The 18,872-nt window shown below is 69.8% G+C and carries 19 protein-coding genes; all 19 read right to left on the bottom strand.

The genetic code is table 11. The annotated features are described in order from the left end of the window. Positions 1 to 107 precede the first annotated feature (107 nt). Positions 108 to 842 (bottom strand): cation efflux transmembrane domain-containing protein, encoded by a 735-nt coding sequence (locus tag PSH03_RS05300; protein ID WP_210780527.1) that lies wholly within the window; start codon positions 840 to 842, stop codon positions 108 to 110. Continuing rightward, a complete protein-coding gene (locus PSH03_RS05295; RefSeq protein ID WP_210780706.1) occupies positions 842 to 1,186 on the bottom strand; it encodes an ArsR/SmtB family transcription factor in 345 nt (114 codons plus the stop codon). Before PSH03_RS05295 ends, PSH03_RS05300 begins: the two co-directional genes overlap by 1 nt. A gap of 57 nt (positions 1,187 to 1,243) precedes the next feature. Further along, positions 1,244 to 1,552: an ArsR/SmtB family transcription factor gene (locus PSH03_RS05290; protein WP_210780528.1), complete on the bottom strand. Its 309-nt coding sequence runs from the start codon at positions 1,550 to 1,552 to the stop codon at positions 1,244 to 1,246. Continuing rightward, complete coding sequence (locus tag PSH03_RS05285) at positions 1,549 to 2,388, bottom strand: metal ABC transporter permease (RefSeq protein WP_210780529.1); 840 nt, start codon at positions 2,386 to 2,388, stop codon at positions 1,549 to 1,551. The genes PSH03_RS05290 and PSH03_RS05285 overlap by 4 nt, the downstream gene beginning before the upstream one ends. Continuing rightward, positions 2,372 to 3,259, bottom strand: a complete 888-nt coding sequence (locus tag PSH03_RS05280) for a metal ABC transporter permease (protein WP_210780530.1) — start codon at positions 3,257 to 3,259, stop codon at positions 2,372 to 2,374. Before PSH03_RS05280 ends, PSH03_RS05285 begins: the two co-directional genes overlap by 17 nt. Then, on the bottom strand, positions 3,256 to 4,026 hold the full coding sequence (locus PSH03_RS05275) for a metal ABC transporter ATP-binding protein (protein ID WP_210780531.1): 771 nt from the start codon (positions 4,024 to 4,026) through the stop codon (positions 3,256 to 3,258). Before PSH03_RS05275 ends, PSH03_RS05280 begins: the two co-directional genes overlap by 4 nt. Before the next feature lies 1 nt (position 4,027). Then, on the bottom strand, positions 4,028 to 5,017 hold the full coding sequence (locus tag PSH03_RS05270) for a metal ABC transporter substrate-binding protein (RefSeq protein ID WP_238688426.1): 990 nt from the start codon (positions 5,015 to 5,017) through the stop codon (positions 4,028 to 4,030). 122 nt (positions 5,018 to 5,139) lie between these two features. Beyond that, entirely contained in the window at positions 5,140 to 5,901 is a 762-nt protein-coding gene (locus tag PSH03_RS05265; protein ID WP_210780533.1) for a methyltransferase domain-containing protein, read from the bottom strand. Between the two features lie 112 nt (positions 5,902 to 6,013). Beyond that, positions 6,014 to 7,207 (bottom strand): aminotransferase class V-fold PLP-dependent enzyme, encoded by a 1,194-nt coding sequence (locus PSH03_RS05260; RefSeq protein ID WP_238688425.1) that lies wholly within the window; start codon positions 7,205 to 7,207, stop codon positions 6,014 to 6,016. A 1-nt stretch (position 7,208) separates the two neighbouring features. Next, positions 7,209 to 8,528, bottom strand: coding sequence for a pyridoxal-phosphate dependent enzyme (locus PSH03_RS05255; protein ID WP_210780535.1), 1,320 nt, complete (start codon positions 8,526 to 8,528; stop codon positions 7,209 to 7,211). After that, on the bottom strand, positions 8,525 to 9,973 hold the full coding sequence (locus PSH03_RS05250; protein ID WP_238688424.1) for a type III PLP-dependent enzyme domain-containing protein: 1,449 nt from the start codon (positions 9,971 to 9,973) through the stop codon (positions 8,525 to 8,527). Before PSH03_RS05250 ends, PSH03_RS05255 begins: the two co-directional genes overlap by 4 nt. Positions 9,974 to 10,438: 465 nt before the next feature. Next, positions 10,439 to 11,092, bottom strand: a complete 654-nt coding sequence (locus PSH03_RS05245) for a choice-of-anchor M domain-containing protein (RefSeq protein ID WP_210780537.1) — start codon at positions 11,090 to 11,092, stop codon at positions 10,439 to 10,441. Beyond that, a complete protein-coding gene (locus PSH03_RS05240; protein WP_238688423.1) occupies positions 11,089 to 11,745 on the bottom strand; it encodes a choice-of-anchor M domain-containing protein in 657 nt (218 codons plus the stop codon). The genes PSH03_RS05245 and PSH03_RS05240 overlap by 4 nt, the downstream gene beginning before the upstream one ends. A 63-nt stretch (positions 11,746 to 11,808) precedes the next feature. Beyond that, positions 11,809 to 12,726, bottom strand: coding sequence for an anchored repeat-type ABC transporter permease subunit (locus tag PSH03_RS05235; protein ID WP_238688422.1), 918 nt, complete (start codon positions 12,724 to 12,726; stop codon positions 11,809 to 11,811). Continuing rightward, positions 12,726 to 13,439, bottom strand: coding sequence for an anchored repeat-type ABC transporter ATP-binding subunit (locus PSH03_RS05230; RefSeq protein WP_372494708.1), 714 nt, complete (start codon positions 13,437 to 13,439; stop codon positions 12,726 to 12,728). The genes PSH03_RS05235 and PSH03_RS05230 overlap by 1 nt, the downstream gene beginning before the upstream one ends. 26 nt (positions 13,440 to 13,465) lie before the next feature. Next, the gene (locus tag PSH03_RS05225) at positions 13,466 to 14,446 is read right to left on the bottom strand and encodes a choice-of-anchor M domain-containing protein (protein ID WP_502361687.1); all 981 of its coding nucleotides are present in this window, start codon (positions 14,444 to 14,446) and stop codon (positions 13,466 to 13,468) included. Between the two features lie 11 nt (positions 14,447 to 14,457). Continuing rightward, the gene (locus tag PSH03_RS05220) at positions 14,458 to 16,041 is read right to left on the bottom strand and encodes an anchored repeat ABC transporter, substrate-binding protein (protein ID WP_238688420.1); all 1,584 of its coding nucleotides are present in this window, start codon (positions 16,039 to 16,041) and stop codon (positions 14,458 to 14,460) included. Next, on the bottom strand, positions 16,038 to 17,636 hold the full coding sequence (locus PSH03_RS05215; protein WP_238688419.1) for a TIGR03773 family transporter-associated surface protein: 1,599 nt from the start codon (positions 17,634 to 17,636) through the stop codon (positions 16,038 to 16,040). The genes PSH03_RS05220 and PSH03_RS05215 overlap by 4 nt, the downstream gene beginning before the upstream one ends. Positions 17,637 to 17,666: 30 nt before the next feature. Beyond that, entirely contained in the window at positions 17,667 to 18,761 is a 1,095-nt protein-coding gene (locus tag PSH03_RS05210) for a WxL protein peptidoglycan domain-containing protein (protein WP_238688418.1), read from the bottom strand. Positions 18,762 to 18,872 lie beyond the last annotated feature (111 nt).

Raw genomic sequence — 18,872 nt, 5'->3', positions numbered from 1 at the left:
ACTCGCCGCTCTGACCGACCCCGCGAATTCGAACGTGCTCGCCCCGGCGACACTCGATGCGCTGCGTCAGTTCGTGAGGTGCGGCGCCAGGTAGACGAGGCCCACGCTCAAGACCCCTTTCCCCGTTCCCGGTGGGCCCTCGCCCTGCTCGGGGTGCAGCAGCCGTCAGTACAGCCGGACCCGGTGGGTTCGCGCGGCACCGTGACCGGAGCGCAGCAGGTGCCGCCACGCCAGGCTTCCCGGCCTTCCTTGACCGCGACTGCGGCGATGACCAGCGCGGCGGCCGAGTCGGCCCACCACCAGCCGAACAGCGAGTTGACTGCCAATCCGAGGAGCAGGACGGCGGACAGGTATGTGCACAGCAGGGTCTGTTTCGAGTCGGCGACCGCGGAGGCGGAGCCGAGTTCGCGGCCGGCGCGCCGTTGCGCGGCGGACAGGATCGGCATGACCGCCAGCGACACGGCCGCGAGCAGCAGGCCGACCGTGGAGTGCTCGGGGCGCTCGGTGCCGAGCAGCGCGCGTACGGACTCGACGCTGACGTAGCCGGCGAGGGCGAAGAACGAGATGGCGATGATGCGCAGGGCGGTGCGTTCGCGGCGTTCGTGGTTGGCGCCGGAGAACTGCCACGCCACCGCGGCGGCCGAGGCGACTTCGATGATCGAGTCGAGGCCGAAGCCGATCAGCGCGGTCGACGAGGCGATCGTCCCCGCGCTGATCGCCACTGTCGCCTCGATGAGGTTGTAGCTGATGGTCACGGCCACGAACAGCCGTACCCGACGGATCAACACCGTCCGTCGCGCCGACGGCGGTCCAGCGGCCAACGGCATGAGCGGCAGGCTCATCAGCAACAGCCCTCGGTTTCGGCGCTCGGGCAGGCGGCCGGGTCGACCGCGAGGACGAGACCGAGGAGATCCCCCAGGGCATGGGCGAGGCGCGCGTCGGCGAGTTCGTAGCGCGACCGGCGACCCTCGGGTACGGCGACGACAAGGCCGCAGCCACGCAGACAGGCCAGGTGGTTGGACAGGTTCTGCCTGCTCGTGCCCAGCAGGTCGGCGAGGTCTGCCGGATAGCCGGGGCCTTCGCGCAGCGCGAGCAGGAGCCGGGCTCGGACCGGGTCGGACAAGGCGTGACCGAAGCGAGCCAGGACCTGCCCGTGCGTCAACGTCTCCACCACACGACAGTACATCATCTACTGAATTAACGCGATGCTGAACTATAAGTAGCCGTCGTGCGCCTGCGATGTTCAGGCCGAGTGCTCGGCGTGGTGCAGCACCTCCGTGATGAGTCGCCTGGTGGCCTCCCCCTGCAGCGTGTAGGTGACCTCTCGCCCGCGACGCTTGCGCCGGATCAACCGGGCCTCCTTGAGATACCGCAGGTGGCGGGCAATGAGCGTCGAGTCCGCGGACATCGCCTCCGCCAGCGAGGCCGGCGTCTGTTCGCCGTCCTGCAGCAGCACGAGAATATGGATCCGGTGCTCGTACGCCATGGCGCGCAGCACGACCACCGCGCGGTCCAGGGCGCGCCTCGTCTCGTCGAGGGGTGCGGTGCTCATGCGGGGAACGCCCGCAGGCGGGCGGTCGCCGTGGGCCGGGATCTGACCAGCCGGGCCAGCACTGTCGACAGGGCCAGGATCGCGGTGGCGGTCAGGGTGATGCTCGCGCCGGCGGCGACGTCCCAGCGGCTCGACGCGTACAGGCCGCCGAGCCCGCTGAGAGCGCCCAACGTGACGGCCAGGGCGGTGATGATGCTCAGCCGGTGCGACCACTGGCGCGCCGCCGCCGCCGGTGCCACTATGAGGGCGAGGGCGAGGATCGTGCCGATCGCCGGGACGATCGTCACGACCGCCACCTGGATGACGAGCAACAGCACGACATCCCAGACACCGGTCGCGAAGCCGGCCGCCTGTGCGCCGGCCCGGTCGAAGCCGGTGTAGCGCAGTGGACGGGCGCAGACCAGCAGGACGGCCGCGACGACGACGAGCGCCACCGCGGTGGTCACGAGATCCTGCGGACTGACCGTGAGGATCGATCCGACGAGGAACGATGTCAGGTCTCGGCTGAAGCCGCTCTGGGTGGCGACGAGCCCGGCGCCGAGCGCGAAGCCACCGGAGAGCATGACGCCGGTCGCCGCAGCCGTGTTCTGGCTTCGGTGGCGGCTGAGCGCGGCGACGCCCAGCGCGACGATCGCCCCCGCGACCACGCCGCCGATGACGATGTTGACGCCGATGATGGAGGCGGCCACCACCCCGGGGAACGTCGCATGGGTCAGTGCCATGGTGAAGAAGGACAGCCGGCGAAGCACGACGTGAACGCCGACGAGTCCGGCGAGCGCGCCGGCGAGCAGCACCTCGGCCGTGGCCCGGTGCAGCGCGTCATCCCACCAGTTCATGCGGGGACCTCCTTGCGTCGGAGACGATCCGCCCGCGGTTGTGCCTCGACCGCAGCGCTCCCAGCGGGAGCAGCAGCAGGTAGGCGAGCACGAGCAGCAGGACGACGGCGGAGGCCGAGGTCAGGGAGATGCCGTAGTCGACTGACGCCGTCCAACTGGCCAACAGACCGCCGTATGCGGCGACGAGGATGAGGACGGTGCCGATCACCGCCATCAGCGACAGGCGTGTGGTGAGCATGCGGGCGGCTGCGGCCGGCACGATGAGCAGCGCCACCACCAGGATGGTGCCGACGGCGCGCACCGCGGCGACGACGACGAGCGCGACGATGATGTTGAGCAACAGATCGAGCCAGGCGACCCGGAAGCCGGCGGCGGCCGCTCCGGCCGGGTCGAAGGTCCGGAAGATCAGGGCGCGGGCACTGAAGAGCAGCAGCCCGAGGATGACGACCGCCAGCACGGCGGTCTCCGCGATCTGGCGCGGCGTCACCGTCAGAATGCGCCCGAAGAGGAACGAGGTCAGATCCGCGGTGTACGAGGAGCGCCGCGACACGAGCACCACGCCGATCGAGAACATCGCGGTGAGCACCACGGCGGTGGACGCGTCGTCGGACAGCGCCCCGCCTCGGCTGAGCAGTGTCAGCACCACAGCGGTCACGACGCCGGCGACCAGCGCCCCGACGACGATGCCCTCGATGCCCCCGGCCAGGAACCCGATGACGACGCCGGGAAACACTGTGTGCGTCAGCGCGTCGGAGACGAACGACAGGCGGCGGGCGAAGACGAAGACACTGACCGGTCCGCAGATGAGGGCGAGCAGCGCGAGCTCGGCCAGGGCGCGCCCCATGAACGGTACGGTGAACGGCTCGATCACGGTTCCACCAGCACTGTCCGGCCGTCTCTCAGCTCGACGGCGTGTCCGCCGTACGCCCGGCGCAGCGTATCGGCCGTCAACGTCTCGTCGGGCGGGCCGACCGCCCACTGTCGCCCGTTGAGCACGCAGACCGCGTCGGCGAGTTCGTGCGCGACCGTCAGGTCGTGGGTGCTCAGCACCAGGGTGGTCCCGACCGCGCTGAGTTCGCGAAGGACGGACACAATGGCTTCCTGACTCACCGCGTCGACGCCGTTGAACGGCTCGTCGAGCAGCAACAGCCGTGGTTCGGCGGCGATGGCGCGGGCGAGCAGGACCCGCTGGCGTTGGCCGCCGGAGAGCACGCCGAAGTGGGTCCTCGCGTGATCGGCGAGGCCGAGGCGGTCGAGCGCCTCGTGCACCGCTCGACGGTCGGCGTTGCGGGTGGGCCGCCACCAGCCGATTCGCCGGTAGCGGCCCATCATGACGACCTGGCCTGCGGTCACCGGGAAGTCGGCGTCGAGGGAGTCGGTCTGCGGGACGTATCCCGTGCGGGCCCGGGCCTGGGCCGGCGTACGCCCGAGCACGGTGGACGTGCCGGCGAGGACCGGCACCAGGCCGAGGATCGACTTGATCAGCGTGGACTTGCCGGCGCCGTTCGGTCCGATCAGGGCCAGGCGCTGCCCGGGGACCAGTTCGAGGTTGACGTCGGTGAGCACGGGCGTGCCGTGGTAGCCGACGCTCACCTCGGTGAAGCGAACGGCGGCGTCGGCCACCGCGACATCGTCCATGTCAGCCGCCCAGAGCCGTGACGATGACCTGGGTGTTGTGCCGCTCCGCGCCGAGGTAGGTGCCCTGGGGGGTGCCTTCGGCGCCGATGCTGTCGCCGTAGAGGGCGTCCTCACCGCCGATGACCTTGACGCCGGCCTGGTTGGCGATCGCCTCGGCGCTCTTGGGCGGCAGCGACGTCTCCGCGAAGATGGCCTTCGTACCCGTCGCCTTGATCTTCGCGACGAGTTCGTTGAGCTGCTTCGCGCTCAGCTCGGCGGAGGTGTCGAGGCTGGGGATGACCGAGCCGATGAACTGCAGCTTGTACCGGTCGACGTAGTAGCCGAAGGCGTCGTGGTTGGTCACGAGCTTGCGCTGATCGGCAGGGATCCTGGCGAAGGCGGCCTCGTTGTCGGCGTCAAGCTTGTCGAGTTCGGCCGTGTAGGTCTTCAGATTGCCCGCGAAGGCGGCCGCGTGCGCGGGGTCGGCCGCGGCGAGGCCCTTCTCGATGTTGGCGACCATCGTCTTGGCGTTCAGCGGGTTGTGCCAGATGTGCGGGTCGTGCTCCTCGCCCTCGTGCGCATCCTCGCCCTCTTCGTGGCCTTCCTCGCCCTCCTCGTGGCCACCCTCGCGCAGCGTGACGCCCTGGCTGGAGTCGACGACGGTGCCCTTGAAGCCGGCCGACTCGATGGTCTGGTCGAGCCACTCCTCGAGGCCGACACCGTTCTTGACGACGATGGCGGCCTTACCGATCGCCTGGATGTCGGCCGGGGTGGGCTCGTAGTCGTGCGGGTCCACGTTCGGCTTGATGATCTGTGTGACGGTGACGTCGCTGCCGCCGATGGTGCGGACGAAGTCGGCCACCTCGGGGGTGGTGGCGACCACCGCGAGCCCGGTGCCGGACGAGGCGTTGCTGCCGCCCTTGGCGGCATCGTCTCCCGAGCCACAACCACTGAGAAGAACAAGCGCGGCGGCGGTCGCCGCGGCGATGATCGTGCGTTGTCCATGCTTCACGAAAACACTCCATTCCTGAGATGCGGAACGGTAATCGTTTTCGCTAAGTATCGTCTAATAGCGAGATGACCACACGTGCATGTGTTGTCTCCGCAGCGTCCGGGGACCCGGGCGGTCGACCCTCAGGCCATGGCCGCCAGCGCCGCGTGCCTGCCACATCGCCAGAGGATCCCGGCCTCGCCGAATCCGGCCTCGCGGGCGGCGGTGGTGTGCCAGGAACCCGGAGCGGTGAACTCGGCCGGCAGGCGGTTCTCGAAGATCGCCGCCCGCTGCGCCAGCAGCGGGCGCAGCAGGTCCATCTCTGCGATGTCGTTCCACCACCGCGCCCAGGCCAGCTCCGCGACGGCTTCGCCCGGGGCCGGATTCAAGGCGCCCATCAGGGACGGAAGCCCCTCGTCGGGCATGAGGTCCGCGACGATGAGCAGCCCGCCGAGCGCCAGGCAGCGACGGGCGTCGGCGTAGAACGCACGGACCTGCGCCGGTGGCAGGTAGTGCAGGGTCATGACCACCGTGACCAGGTCGTAGCCGCCACCCGCACGGTCCACCCAGCGCGGGGTCGACAGGTCCCCCTCCAGCGTCCGCACCTCACCGGCCAGGGCACCGCGCGCCAGCGCGAGCAGCACGGGATCGATGTCCATCAGGGTGATCGCGGCATCGGTCCACCGCCGGGCCATCCGCTCGGCGAGCAGTCCCGGTCCGCCACCCAGGTCGAGCACCCGCGTGGGCGCCCGGCCACGAACAGCCTCGGCGACACTGCACAGCGTCTCCTCAAGGCTGGCGAGGTGCGGCACGAATCCCCCCATGACCTGCGCCCAGCTCTCACGCCACCGGACGGCTTGCGCGCGGTCCAGCAGGGCGGCGGGCGCGCGGGCGGTCGTTGCCATTGGTGCACTCCGGGACGACGCGCGGACAGGATGACCACACGATAACGGAAGCCATTTCCGACAGCGTAGGTGATCCGACACCGAAGAACCGGCATATCGCGGTGCGTGTCGGTCAATCCAGGTCGAGCTCCGCCAAGACCGACAGAAGCCGGTCCACCTCCTCGGCGGTGTTGTAGACGTGCAGGCTCACCCGTACGGATGCCGTCTTCTCGCCCTGGTCGCCCTGGCAGTGACCGTCCGCGCGGACCAGCAGGCCATGCGCGGCCAGGATGAACCCGAGGTCGTTCGAGCCGATCAGATGGTGGCGAAAGGCCACGATGCCCTGGCGCTGCTGCGTCGGGGTGTCGGCGGCCAGGCTGCTCTGACAGCCCAGCACCTCAACGTTGGGCAGCGTGCGCAGCCCGTCGGTGAGCCGCGCGCCGAGCGCGGTGTTCCACCGGGCGATGCGATCCAGGCCGGCGGCGTCGAGCCAGTCCAGTGCGGCGACAAGGCTGATGATGCCACTGGTGTTTGGTGAACCGTTCCAGCCGCCCGGCGCGTACGTCGGACCACGCTGATTGCGCGCCCAGATCGCGCCGCTGCCCGGCAGGGCCATCGCCTTGTGCCCGGAGAACACCACGAAGTCGACATCGGTCGTCGCCGTGGACAGCGGCAGGTGCCCCACGCCCTGCGCGGCGTCGAGGCAGATGGGAATGTCCGGTCCGACGGCCGCGCGCAGCCTGTGCACGTTCATGTCGTTGCCGTAGACGTGGTGCACGTGGGTCGCGGCGATCAGGCGCGTACGGACATTGATCATCGCCGCGAGCCGGTCGATGTCGTAGTCATGGGCGGCGTCGTAGGGCATTGCCCGTACGGCGACGGACAGGCGGCCCTGGTGACGCAGCAGCTCCGCGGTTTCCAGCCAGGGTGCGTTGTTGGCCGCGTGATCGGCGAACGGCACGATGATCTCGTCGCCGTCGCGCAACTGCGGGGCGAGCCAGTCGCGGGCGATGGCGCGCAGACCCTCGGTGGTGCCGCTGACAAAATGCACACCCGAACGCTGCGGTGCCGGATCGTCGAGGAAGCGGCGCAGCCGGTCGCGGGCCTGCTCGATGCGGGTGGTGGTCCGGTTCGCCCACGGATAGGTGCCCCTGGCGGCGTTGGCGTTGCCCGTCGTCAGATAGGTCAGGACGGCGTCGAGGACCGCCTGCGGCTTCTGCGAGGTGGCGGCGCTGTCCAGGTACGCGACGTCGGGGTTGGCGGCGATGAGCGGGAACTGAGCGCGCAACGTCTCCTGCCACGGGCGCAGCTCGGTGAGAACGTCCATGTCAGTCGCGCACGAGTTCGGCGCCGGCGTCCCGCCAGGCAATGATCCCGCCGTCGAGAGAGCGTACGTCCGGATGACCCATCCGGGTCAGCAGAGCGGCGTAGCGGGCGGACTTCTCCCCCACCGGGCAGACCAGCAGCACCGGCTGGCGGCGGCCGAACGGCAGCCCGCCATGCAGCAGCTCGGCGAAGAGCTCGTCGACGATGTTGATCGAGCCGTCGATGTGCAACGCCTGGTACGCGAACGGGCTGCGCAGGTCCACCACCAGCCCTCGGCGCTCGGCGATCCACCGCTCGGCTTCCGCCACATCCACTGTCGCCGCCTGCCGCACGTCCGCGTCGGTCACCGTGCGGACGGAGTTGCGCCGCGGTGGCCGACCGAAAAGCTCGGGGCGCCGCTCCCGCAGGTAGCTCATGTAGCTCTCGACGCGGTCACAGACGATGAAGACCGCCGTGCGGCGTTCGGTGAGCTGCGCGTCGACGCCGCGCAGATGGCGTACGGCGCCCTGGTAGGCGCCGCCGCCGGTAGGCCCGGCGAGCGTGCCACATCGGCGTACGAGTGTCAGCAGGCCGTCGATGGCGTCGTCAGCGGTGATGGTCTCCACAGTGTCGTAGACGTCGGGGTCGAAGAGGCCGACCTCGTGCACCTCGTCGATGGTGCGGATCCCCGGGATGAAGTCGGACTTGTGCGCCACCAGCCCGACGACGCGTACGTCGGGGTTGTGCTGGCGCAGCACAGCCGCCACGCCGGTGGAGGAGCCGGCCGTTCCGACGCAGGCGATGAAGTAGTCCGGGACTCGGCCGTCGAGGTCCTTCAGGATCTCCGGGCCGGTGCCGTTCAGGTGTGCGTCGACGTTGAGCTCGTTGAAGTACTGGTCGGTGTGCAGGTAGCCGCCGCTCGATCCGGCGAGCCGGTGGTACATCCGGGTCAGCGGGTCGTCGGTGTCAGTGGGGTCGAGGCATTCGGCCTGCCCGGGCAGCTCGTCGATCTCCGCGCCGAGCAGCAGCAGCAGGTCCTTGATCTCGGCGACCTTCATGCGGTTGGTGACGCTCTTGAAGGTGAGCCCGTGCATCCCGGCGATGACGGCGAGGGCCTTGGCCGTGTTGCCGCTCGACAGTTCGACAACGGTGTCGCCACTCTCAACGGCCTGGGTGAGGAGAGGTCGGACCATGTTCCACGCGGCGCGGTCCTTCAGCGAGCCGAACGGGTTGAGCAGCTCCATCTTGGCGTACAGGTCGATGTTGTGCAGACCGTGTACGGCGGGGTCGATGCGCACCAGCGGGGTATTGCCGATGGCCTCGGTCATGCTCTCGAACCTCATGGTGCCTCCGCACGATGGTGAACGGGCCAGTACTGCTCGTCGAGGCACCATCGCCACCCGCCGTCGTCGCGGTACAGCGCGACCTTGCGGCCGATCGGCTGACGCAGCGCGTGCGTGGCGCTGAAGTCCATCAGGTAGCCGGCGGTGTTGACGAAGGCCAGCAGGTCGCCGGGGCGGGGCCGGGACGGCAGGAAGACCCTGCGTCGGGTGATGAGATCCGCTTCGAGACAGAGGTTGCCGAACAGGTACACCGCCGCAGGTCCCGGAGCGGCCGGGGTCGTGCGGTGCACGACGACCGGGTCCATCAGGACTCCGTGCTCCTCAAGGCTGACATCGCGTGCGTTGCAGTCCAGGCGCACGATGGTGTCGCCGTTGGCCTCGTCGCGGACTTCGAGAACGCTGGCCAGGACCAGGCCGCACTGGTCGAGCAGGGCCCGACCCGGCTCGACGAGTAGGTCGTACATGTTGTCCAACAGCAGTGTCCCGAGTGGGCGACGTTGCTCGGGCGCGGCTGTTCCGAGCAGCCGATCGAGGTACGCGGGTCCGGAGACGGGCCGGTGAGCGGGATACAGGTTCAGCGAACCGCGGACGTGGCCGCCCTCGGCGCGCAGCCCGTAACCGTGCCCGTTCCAGGTCAGTGGCGCCCGCCTGCCGAGCACCGCCTCGGTGAGGGCGGAGGTGTACTGCTCCCACTGCGCCCCGTCAGCCAGGTAGTTCACGCCGAACCCACCGCCGATGTCCACTGACCAGGGCCGCAGACCTCGTCGGCGACACTCGTCGAGGGCGCCGAGGCAGCCCTCCAACGCGACAGCCTTTTCCGGCAGCCCAATCGTGTCGAGGTGAAACGCCACTCCGACCAGGTCCAGGGCTTCGACGTGTTTCTCGATCACGTCGAGAACCTCGCCCACCGCAGCGGCCGACACCCCGAAGCGGCTGCGACGACTGTTGAACTGCACGCCTGTTGAAGTGAAGCCCGACAGTCGCGCCATCACCCGTACACGCGGCAACGACCAATCCCTGACCAGTGTGGCGAGCGCCGCCAACTCGCCGATCGAATCAGCGCTGACGGTGACTCCGGTGCGGGCGCACAGCCAGAGGAACTCCTCGTTCTTCGGCCCCGTCGCCATGATCCGCTGCGGCGCGAAGCCGGCACCGACCGCGTGCTGCAGCTCGGCGAGTGACGCCACGTCGATGCCCGCGTCGGTGGCGGCGAGTTCGCGCACCAGGGCACTGGATCGGTTGGCCTTGTGCGCGTAATAGATCTGACCGGAGAGACGGTGGTCGGAAAAGACCGAACGGAATGCGGTGACGTTTTCCGCCAATTGCTGCGGTAGAACCACGCCCAGTGGGGATCCCATCGCGTCGGCCAATTGTGTCAACAGGACGGTTTCGTCGAGTGCCGACCGTAGTGTCGGATCGATTTGCGGAGCCAGGTGAAGGGGCAATGCGACTCCTCAGGTGAGTCGTGGCGCCACGGACGTCGCCACCCCTCGCGCCGAAAAACCCTTTGTGACGACGGCCTGCTTCAACGTAACCGATGTTTTGACGCCCGCCAAGAGGCGGCAGAGGCGCGACTGAACACCTCGCCGCCACATACACGACTGCGCATGTGTGACGATGTTCGTCAATATGGGCGTCGACAATCCAGCAGAATCGACGACCACCGCGTGAGGCCATTGTCTTTCCCCGCCGCACCGGGGCACGCTGAACAATCCTGGCAGGCGCTGCCGGAGCGGGGTTCAGCCTTCGACCTGCGCACGCCAATGGCGAAGGTCGGAGTTGGTGGCACTTGTCGGCGCGCGGCGCCTACGAGAAGTAGGCGCCGCGCCGATCGGATCCGCCACGGCACACCCGGTCCTACCGGGGCGGATACTGACAAGGAGTTGGCAGATCAACCGCGGTGGGACGGGTCAGGAAAGGACCTCGAAGGTGAAGGTCTTGGCGCCTGAGCTGACGGTGGCGCCGCTGGAGGCGAGTTTGCCGGTGACTTCGAAGGTGACGGCGTAGGTGCCGGCGGCGTCGAAGCCCCAGTTGGCGTGGGCATGGGTGTTGTAGGTGACATTGAGGCTGTCGGGCAGGCCGTTCCCGCTGTCGAACAGCACGGTGGGGGTGCCACCGGAGACGGTGTAGATGCTGAAGCCCGCGGGGCCGGAGACGCTGGTGAGTTTGAAGGTGACCCGGTTGTTCTGGAAGATGCCGCTGGGCACCTCGGTGGTGTTCCACCCGGCCCAGAGCAGCCCGGCGCTGCTGGACTGCGGCAGGACCCACGCCTGGCCTCCGGTGCCGAGGAAGGACCAAGCCGCGCCACCGGGCACTGTGATCTTGCCGGTGTTCGGCACCCGGAAGAGCACGTCGGCGGGGTTGCGTTCGACGCTGGTGGTGCCGGTTCCGTCCAGGACGTTGACGGTGAGCGCACCGGCGGCGTAGTCGACGTCGATCACGTCGACATGACCGCTGGAGAGCACCACCGGCGCCGCGGCGACGGGCGTAGCGGTGCCGACGAGGAGTGCGGTCGTCATGATGAGGCCGGCGAAGAACCGGTTGCGGGTACGCATGGCGTTCATGCCTTGACCGTGAAGCGGAGCGTGGCGGGGGCGGAGGTCACCTGCTGGCCGGTGGCGGCCAGGGTGCCGGTGGCGCGCACTGTCACCCGGTAGGTGCCGGCCTCGTCGAACGCCCAGTTGGCGTGCGTGTGGTCACCGGCGGTGACCGTGATGGCGTCCGGCAGACCGTCGCCGCTATCGGCCAGGATGGTTGGCTGGCCGACAGCGTTCTCGGTGTAGATCGCGAGCTGGCCGGGACCGGTAACCGACGTCACGGACAGCGTCAGTGCGTCGCCTGCGAAGACTCCGGCGTCGATCTCCTCGGCGGCGATGCCCGGCCAGATCAGGTTGGTGTTCTCGATCTGCGGCAGGACCCAGACCGGGGACACGCCTGGGGTGCCCAGGAAGGAGAAAGCGGGGTCGGCGGGGACGGTGACCTTGGCTTGACGCTTGACGATCAGCTTGACCTCGTCGGCGCCGTACTCGATGTCGTTGCCCTCGTCATGGATGCCGACCTCCAGCGTGCCGGCCTCGTAGGCCAGGTCGACGAGGTCGAGATGGCCGGTGTTGAACACCACGGCAGACGTGGGGCCGGCCTGGGCGGGCAGGGCCGTGGCGACCAGTGCCACTCCCAGGACACCCGACGCCAGTAGATGACGGATGGTGCTGCGCACGAAGAGACTCCTCTCCCGCGAAGGTCCCGAGTGGACCAGCGCTTAATGGAAACGATAGTCGTTTTACTTTGCTTGCGATAGGGCTGGACGAGGGCTCGGATGCACGTCGCCGCCGAGTTCCTGCCCGCCGGGGCGTCGCCACCGTCGGGTCAGGAGGCCGTGCCGCGGGGCGAACAGCCAGGCGGCCAGGAAGACCGCGGTGGCGACCAGGACGATGGTGCCGCCGACCGGTGTGTCGTAGCTCCAGGACAGGTACAGCCCGACGGTCGCCGCAACGCCGCCGATCAGCGGGGCGAGCAGCATCATCACGCCGAGTCGGTCGGTGAGCAGACGGGCCGCCGCCGCGGGGGTTATCAGCAGGGCCAGGACGAGGATGTTGCCGATGGTCTGCAGGGAGATCACCACGGCCAGAGTGACCAGGACGTAGAGCACGATGTCGAGCCAGAAGACCGACAGCCCCATGGACCGGGACATCTCCCGGTCCAGGCAGACCGCGACGAATTCCTTGTGCAGGGCGAGCACCAGGCCGAGGATGACCAGGCCGGTGCCCCCGACGACGTACAGGTCCCGGTCCGGGATACCGGTGATCGAGCCGAAGAGGAACTGCTGCAGCGACCCGGCGTATCCGGGGGCCTGCGAGATGATCACGATGCCGAGGGCGAACGCGCCGACCAGGAAGACGCCGATGATCGAGTCCTCCTTGACCCGCCGGTTCTGCGAGAAGATCGCGATCAGCAGGGCGGTGGCGACACCGGCGACGGCGCCACCGAGCACCAGGCTGCCCTGCAGAACGAAGGCGACCGCGATTCCCGGGAAGACCGCGTGCGCCACGGCGTCGCCGATGAACGCCATGCCGCGCAGGACGACGTAGCAGCCGACGACTCCGCAGACGATGCTGGACATGACCGCGATCGCCAGCGCCTTGGGCAGGAACGCGAGGTCGGGGTTGAGCAGGTCGGTGAGGAAATCGGTGATCGACATCAGGTTGCCCTCACGAGCTTCAGTAGCGGGGAGGTTTCACTCACTCCGAAGGTCTTCGTCCACAACTCGGCGTCCTGCAGGTCCGCCGGCTGCCCGTCGGCGATGATCCGGCCGTTGAGCAGGACCAGACGGGTGCAGGAGTCCACTGCCGCGACGAGATCGTGAGTGGTCATCAGAACCGCGCGATCCTCTGCCGCCAGGCTGGTGAACAGGTCACCCAGTAGTTCCTGCGTGGGCATGTCGAGTCCGGTGAACGGCTCGTCCAGCAGCAGGATGCGCGGCGCGAGCGCGAGGGCTCGGGCGACCAGGACGCGTTGACGTTGCCCGCCGGACAACTCACCGACCGGCCGGCGACGCAACCCGGTCAGCTGCACGCGGTCCAGTGCGTCGCCGACTGCCCGCCAGTCAGCGACGCCAGGCCGGCGGAGCAGGCGGATGCGGCCGGTCCGACCGCTCATCACGGCCTGTTCGACCGAGATGGGAAAATCCCAGGTGAACTCGTGGCGCTGGGGAACGTATCCGATTTCGGAACGGCCGGGACGCGACGGCTTACCCTCCACAGTCACGGTGCCGCCGCGGGTGCGGGTCAGTGCCAGGACGGCGCGGAGCAGGGTGGTCTTCCCGGCGCCGTTGGGCCCGAGCAGCCCGACCAACTCGCCCCGGTCCAGGTGCAGCCGGATGTCCCGCAGTACCGGCCGGCCGCCGAGGTCCACGTCCAACCCTTCGATGTCGAGCGCTCTCACCGCTGGCCCTCCGACACCGTGGCGGCACGTTCCTGTTCGGCTCGGCGCTTCGCGCCGCGTCCGCGTAGCAGCAGGAGGACCAGTCCGACGGCGAGCAGGGCGGCCGCGCCCGCCAGCGCGATGAGCAGCAGTGGCGTGGGCCTGCCGGCAGGCTCGTTGTCCGCGGCTCGGTCCTCCCCGGTTGGTGCCTGCCCGGCTGCTGTGGGGAGGTCCGCGGTGGCGGCGAACGCCTCGTCGGCGCTGGTGGTGTCGCCCACGGCGATGCGCAGCGTACGGGTCGCCGAAACCGTCTCACCGTTGACCAGGTCGGCCGACGCCCGCACCGCGACCAGGTAGACGCCGGGCGCGGTGAACACCCAGTTGGCATGGGTGTGGGTGTTGACCTCGGCCCAGAACGGCTGCGCTGTGGAGTCGGCGGAGCGCCACAGCGGTTGGGGTGCGGCGAAGTTGCCCGACTGCAGATACGTCGTCAGATTCCCCGGTCCGCGTACGCCGAGCAGGATCAGGGTGACGCCACGGTCGATGGTCTGCATCACCCTGGGGTCCTGGGTGTTCCAGCCGAGCCAGACGACGTTCTGGTTCTGGGTCTGCGGCACCACGTACACCCGCTTGCCGGCGTCGACGCCAAGGAAGGCGTACGTCGGGTCGTCGGGAACGGTCTGCAGCGCGGCGTCGGAGACCCGGAGCAGGACCTCGTCGGGGTTGCGCCACACCGGTCGCGCCTGCGTGCCGTCGTGGATCAGCAGCGTCCACTGGTTGTCGACGTAGCGGGGGCCGAGGTCGACGTGCCCGGTGGCGAGTTCCGCCCGGCCGGTGGCCAAGGGTTGGTCGGCGGCGATCGACTGGTTGAGGCCCGGTGTCGGCTCCTCGGCGCGGGCCGGGGTCTGCGTCGTGGCCAGCACGATGAGCGTGGCCACCGCGCATCGCAGGATGGCGCTGGTCGTGTGGGGGCGGCTTCGCGCCCGTCCTGCCGTCACTGGCTCCTCCATCACTTGTCCGTGGTCAGGCAGTCGTGCAGCGATTCGGCGTTGAACCGCATCATGTCGAGGTAGGTGGTGACGTCCCGGTCGAAGGTGTCGCCGTAGATCGGGCAGACCCGCAGCCCCTCCTCGCGGGCCACCTCGGTGAGGGTGGTGGATCGGGCCGCCAGGTTGGGCTCCAGGAAGACGGCGGGGATCTTCAGGTTGCGGATCGTCTCGGTGAGCCGGCGGCGGTCGGCGAGGCTCGGCTCGGTGGCGGGGTTCGGGGTGACGAAGCCGGAGATCCGGATCCCGTACGCCTGGCCCAGGTAGCTGAACGCGTCGTGGGTGCTGACCAGGTGGCGCCGTGAGGGCGGGATGCGGGCGATGGTGTCGCGGACCTGGGTGTCGAGCGTCTCCAGTTTCCGGATGTAGGCCGAGGCGTTCGTGCGGTAGTCCGTCGCTCCTCGCGGGTCGACGCCGATCAGGGTGTCCCGGATCAGCTCCACATAGGAGATGGCGTTGCGGACGTTCTGCCACAGGTGCGGGTCGATCTCGCCGTGCACGTGCTTGCCGAGCACAGCCTGCGGAAGCTGGTAGACCTGGGTGCCGGGCCGGCCGAGGAACCGGAACCTGCGGTCACCGGGCACCTCCAGCAGTGCCTTGTTCGGCACCTCGATCACGGTCCTGGCTGGGTCGTACACCCGCTGGTTGGCTTCGCCGCTGCCCTCCGGGTCGGCGAACAGGTAGAGCCGCCGCTCGTCGAGGTCGACGGTGACGTCGGCGTGGCCGGAGTTCAGCACCTCCGCGCCCGCCATCCCTGGCACCGAGTGCGGGTCCACCCCGACGGCGAAGGTGAACACCTGCTCCCCCAGGGGCACGGGCGCGGTTTCGGGGGTCACCGCCAGGTGCGCCCGCATGGTCAGCCGGTAGACGCCGGGCTTGGTGAACGCCCAGCTCATGTGGGTGTGGGCGTCGGGTGGCAGCGTGGCGGTGTCGTCCCGGTAGCCATTGGCGGCGTCGAACCCGTCGCCGGAGTCGACGTAGAACGACGGATTGCCGAACGACTCCGTCAGGTACGCCCGCACCCGGCCCGGCCCGTCCGCGGCGGTCGCGGTGAGCAGCACGTCGGAGGCGCGGTTCGCCCCCTGGGCCACACCGGTGCCGCGTACCCGCATGCCCAACCAGATGGTGTCCAGCGACACGTCCTCGACCAGGGGGATGATCTCCGCGGCGTATTTCACCGCGCCCTCGGCCAGCGAGATGTTCGGTACGCCGTCGCGCAGGTTCGCGTCCAGCGCCTTGATGACGGACTGCTCTTCCAGGAGCAGGTAGTTGCTGAACGCCACGTCGGCGTAGACGACATCCCGGACGTCCCGCAGCGACGGCTCGTAGCTGTGCGGGTCGGCGTTGTCGGGCACCAAGGAGGTGACGGTCACCCGCCCCCCGCCGACGTTGCTCACCAGGTCCCGCAGGATGCCGGTGGTCGTGATGACCTGGACCCGGTCGTCGTCGGCGGTCAATGCCACCTCCGACCGGCAGCCGGCGATCAGCCCCACGATCACCAGCGGCAGGATCGCCTGCCGCAGCCGCGCCACGACCAGCGGCCTCATGCGTCTGCCGTCGCGAGGCCGGCGCGGCGGCGACGGGTCAGCAGCACCAGCAGCACCCCGACGGCGACGAAAACGATGCCAACCGCTCCGGCCATCAGCACCCAGCCGGCACCGGTGCGCGGGAGACGACCAGCACCGCCCTGGTTTCCCCCGTCATTGTCGCCGCCATCCCCCGTGCTACCGCCAGAGCCGAAGCCGCTGTTCGGGTCGGTGCTGTCGCCGACGGCGATGGTGAGCGTCTTCGTGTCGGTGACCGCCTTGCCGGCGCTGGTGGTGCCGTTCATCTGCACGGCGAGGCGGTACAGGCCGGGCTTGGTGAACGCCCAGTTGCCGTGCGCGTGGGTGTTCAGCGGAACGCTCAGTTGCTGCGGGAACGCCTTGGCGGAGTCGAACAAGACGTCGGCCTTGCCGAACGAGCCGGTCAGGAAGAGGGCGAACCGACCGGGCCCGTTGACGCCCTTCAGCGTCCACGTGACGTTTCCCTTCACCCCCGAGACGACGGACTCGTGCTGGGTGTTCCAGCCAGGCCAGACGATGCCCGCCTGTTGGGACTGCGGTAGCAACCACACGGCGTCGCCCTGCTTGCCGAGGAAGTCGGCGCCGGCGGGCACCGTGATCTTCGCGTTGTCCTTGACCTGGAGGACCACGTCGGCGGTTTCCCGCCAGACCGGAGGGCTGGTCCGGTCGTCCTTGATCCGGATCGTCCAGTTGTCCCCGGACAGTTGGGGGCCCATGTCGACGTGCCCGTCGGCAATCACCTGACGGGCACCCGTGGCGGTGGTGGCCGCCGCCTTCGGGGCCGCCGGTGCGGCCGCGGCGGGCTTCGGCGTGGAAGCGGGCTTCGACGCAACCGGGGGTGCGGCGAGTGCGCGCGCTGCCGACTGCCCGTCGGGGCGCGTCGCCGACTTGGCCGGAGCAGGTGGCGGTGCCTGCTCGACCGGACTGATCGCGGGGACCCGAACCTGATAGGTCGCTTCGGCGCTGATTTTCTGGCCGGAGCGCAGCGTGGCCGAGCCGGTCAGGGTCAACCGGTAGTCACCGGCTGCGTCGAAGGCCCAGACCCCCCCGCCGGTACGCGTCGCCACCGGCAGCCGCACCGTCCGCTTCAACCCCGGGCCGCTGCCGAAGAGCGGGGTCGCCGCGCCGAGGCCGGACAGGGTGTACGCGGTGAACGTTCCCGGACCCTCGACCGTGCGCAGGGTGAGACCCACCGTGTCGTCGGTGACGACGCCGGGGCGTACCCCGGTGGTGTCCAGCGCGGGGAACCCGCTGTCGCCGGCGGACAGTGACCACACGGCGTGCCCCGGCGAACCGAGGAAGGCGAAGCCCTTGCCTGCCGGCACTCGGCCGGCGAGCCCGCCGGCCGGGCCGAGCACCACCTCGGCCGGGTCGTGTCCGGCCACGTCGCGGGACACCTGCTCGGCGTCGCGCAGCCGCAGCGACATCGAGCCACCGTCGAGCGCGACGGAAACCAGGTCCGCGCCGGCGGCGCTGACCGCGGCCGGTTCCGCGGCCGCCGGCGCACCCCCAAGGGCCAACGCCAGTACGGCTGTCGCAAGACCGGCGGCACCGGCACGCATGGTTCTCATCCTCATTGCCTGCTCCCCAGACGGCTTCGTAGTAGTTCATTCATTGACGTCGTGCCCGGCGGGGACCGCGGCCTCGCGGCCGTCCGAGGTCCGTTCGGTCTGCCGGCTGGCCTCGGCGCGACCCTCCTCCCGGGCGACGGCTACCGCCCGGGCGATCTGTCGGGCCCGCCGCCGCCGGGCGGCGACCAACGCCCAGCCGACGAAGGCGAGCAGGACCAGCAGGACCAGTTGGGGCAAGGGCACCGCCCAGACGGAGGCCCGCGCCGTGCCACTCTGCGGCGGCGGATCGAGGACCTGGTCGCCCACGGCGGCAGGCGTGACAGCGGCGCTCGCGCTCAGCCGGAACAGTGGGGGCACGCCCGTCATGCGGACGGTGGTGGTCAGTTCGCCGCCGGGCAGGATCTCCGGCAGGGCCGGCGCGTCGACCGCGTGCCGGCCGAGGCCGAACGGGCCGGACGCGGCGAGCGTGGGCTGCCCGGTGAGCCGGACGTTGCCGGTGTTGCGGACGGTGAAGGTGGCGGTGAGCCTGCCACCGGCCAGGGGGTTGAGCGAGCCGGTGTGCCGTACCCGAAGGTCCTCGACGGTCAGCGCCGGTTGCAGCTCGCCGGACACCCGCAGGTAGATCCGCGCGCCGACGCGGTGGTCGACGGCGACCTGGTTGCCCTGCGCGTCCGGCGCCGTGGCGGCGAGCGAGGCGAGGATCCCGCCGGCGTGGTCCCCGGGCGTGGCGTTGTTAGGCACTGTGAGCGTGAACGGGATGTCCAGGCGGGACGTGGACGGAATGGTCACGGTGCCACCGGCGAAGCGGACCCAGGCGCCGACGTCGGTGGGCTTCTGACCACCGGCCAGCAGGTCGAACCCGCCCTGCGCGGTGGTGAAGGCGTCGCTGGCATAGAGGTTCAGGGTGAGCGGGCGCGCCGAGTGGTTGGTGACCGCGACGTAGTCGGTCACCGTGGCGCCGGGATCGAGCTTGTAGGTGAACGCCGGCCGACCGTTCGGGCCCTTCGCACTCGACGGCGCCACCCCCCACGTCGCGGCAGACGTCGGCGGTGCCGGGGGCGCCGGCGTGGGCGGTGCCGGAGCCGCGCCGAGCAGGGCGATGCCGGTGGCGATGGCGGCGAACAGGCGCATGGTGGGGATGGGTTCCGTTCCTGGGTACGAGGAGTGAAGCGGGGTGGGCGGGTCGCGGCAACGGCCCACCCACCCCGCGACCGCCCGGTGGCACGGTTCAGCGCCGGGCCA

The sequence above is a fragment of the Micromonospora salmantinae genome (assembly GCF_022230905.1).
Classification (GTDB): domain Bacteria; phylum Actinomycetota; class Actinomycetes; order Mycobacteriales; family Micromonosporaceae; genus Micromonospora; species Micromonospora salmantinae.
This window is presented reverse-complemented; position numbering and strand designations above follow the sequence as displayed.

What these genes read in the sequence shown, in the direction of transcription:
- PSH03_RS05265 (WP_210780533.1), bottom strand. Translation starts at nt 5,901, where the DNA reads ATGGCAACGACCGCCCGCGCGCCCGCCGCCCTGCTGGACCGCGCGCAA.
- PSH03_RS05295 (WP_210780706.1), bottom strand. Translation starts at nt 1,186, where the DNA reads ATGTACTGTCGTGTGGTGGAGACGTTGACGCACGGGCAGGTCCTGGCT.
- PSH03_RS05275 (WP_210780531.1), bottom strand. Translation starts at nt 4,026, where the DNA reads ATGGACGATGTCGCGGTGGCCGACGCCGCCGTTCGCTTCACCGAGGTG.
- PSH03_RS05210 (WP_238688418.1), bottom strand. Translation starts at nt 18,761, where the DNA reads ATGCGCCTGTTCGCCGCCATCGCCACCGGCATCGCCCTGCTCGGCGCG.
- PSH03_RS05300 (WP_210780527.1), bottom strand. Translation starts at nt 842, where the DNA reads ATGAGCCTGCCGCTCATGCCGTTGGCCGCTGGACCGCCGTCGGCGCGA.
- PSH03_RS05235 (WP_238688422.1), bottom strand. Translation starts at nt 12,726, where the DNA reads ATGTCGATCACCGATTTCCTCACCGACCTGCTCAACCCCGACCTCGCG.
- PSH03_RS05215 (WP_238688419.1), bottom strand. Translation starts at nt 17,636, where the DNA reads ATGAGGATGAGAACCATGCGTGCCGGTGCCGCCGGTCTTGCGACAGCC.
- PSH03_RS05290 (WP_210780528.1), bottom strand. Translation starts at nt 1,552, where the DNA reads ATGAGCACCGCACCCCTCGACGAGACGAGGCGCGCCCTGGACCGCGCG.
- PSH03_RS05245 (WP_210780537.1), bottom strand. Translation starts at nt 11,092, where the DNA reads ATGAACGCCATGCGTACCCGCAACCGGTTCTTCGCCGGCCTCATCATG.
- PSH03_RS05260 (WP_238688425.1), bottom strand. Translation starts at nt 7,207, where the DNA reads ATGGACGTTCTCACCGAGCTGCGCCCGTGGCAGGAGACGTTGCGCGCT.
- PSH03_RS05285 (WP_210780529.1), bottom strand. Translation starts at nt 2,388, where the DNA reads ATGAACTGGTGGGATGACGCGCTGCACCGGGCCACGGCCGAGGTGCTG.
- PSH03_RS05220 (WP_238688420.1), bottom strand. Translation starts at nt 16,041, where the DNA reads ATGAGGCCGCTGGTCGTGGCGCGGCTGCGGCAGGCGATCCTGCCGCTG.
- PSH03_RS05255 (WP_210780535.1), bottom strand. Translation starts at nt 8,528, where the DNA reads ATGAGGTTCGAGAGCATGACCGAGGCCATCGGCAATACCCCGCTGGTG.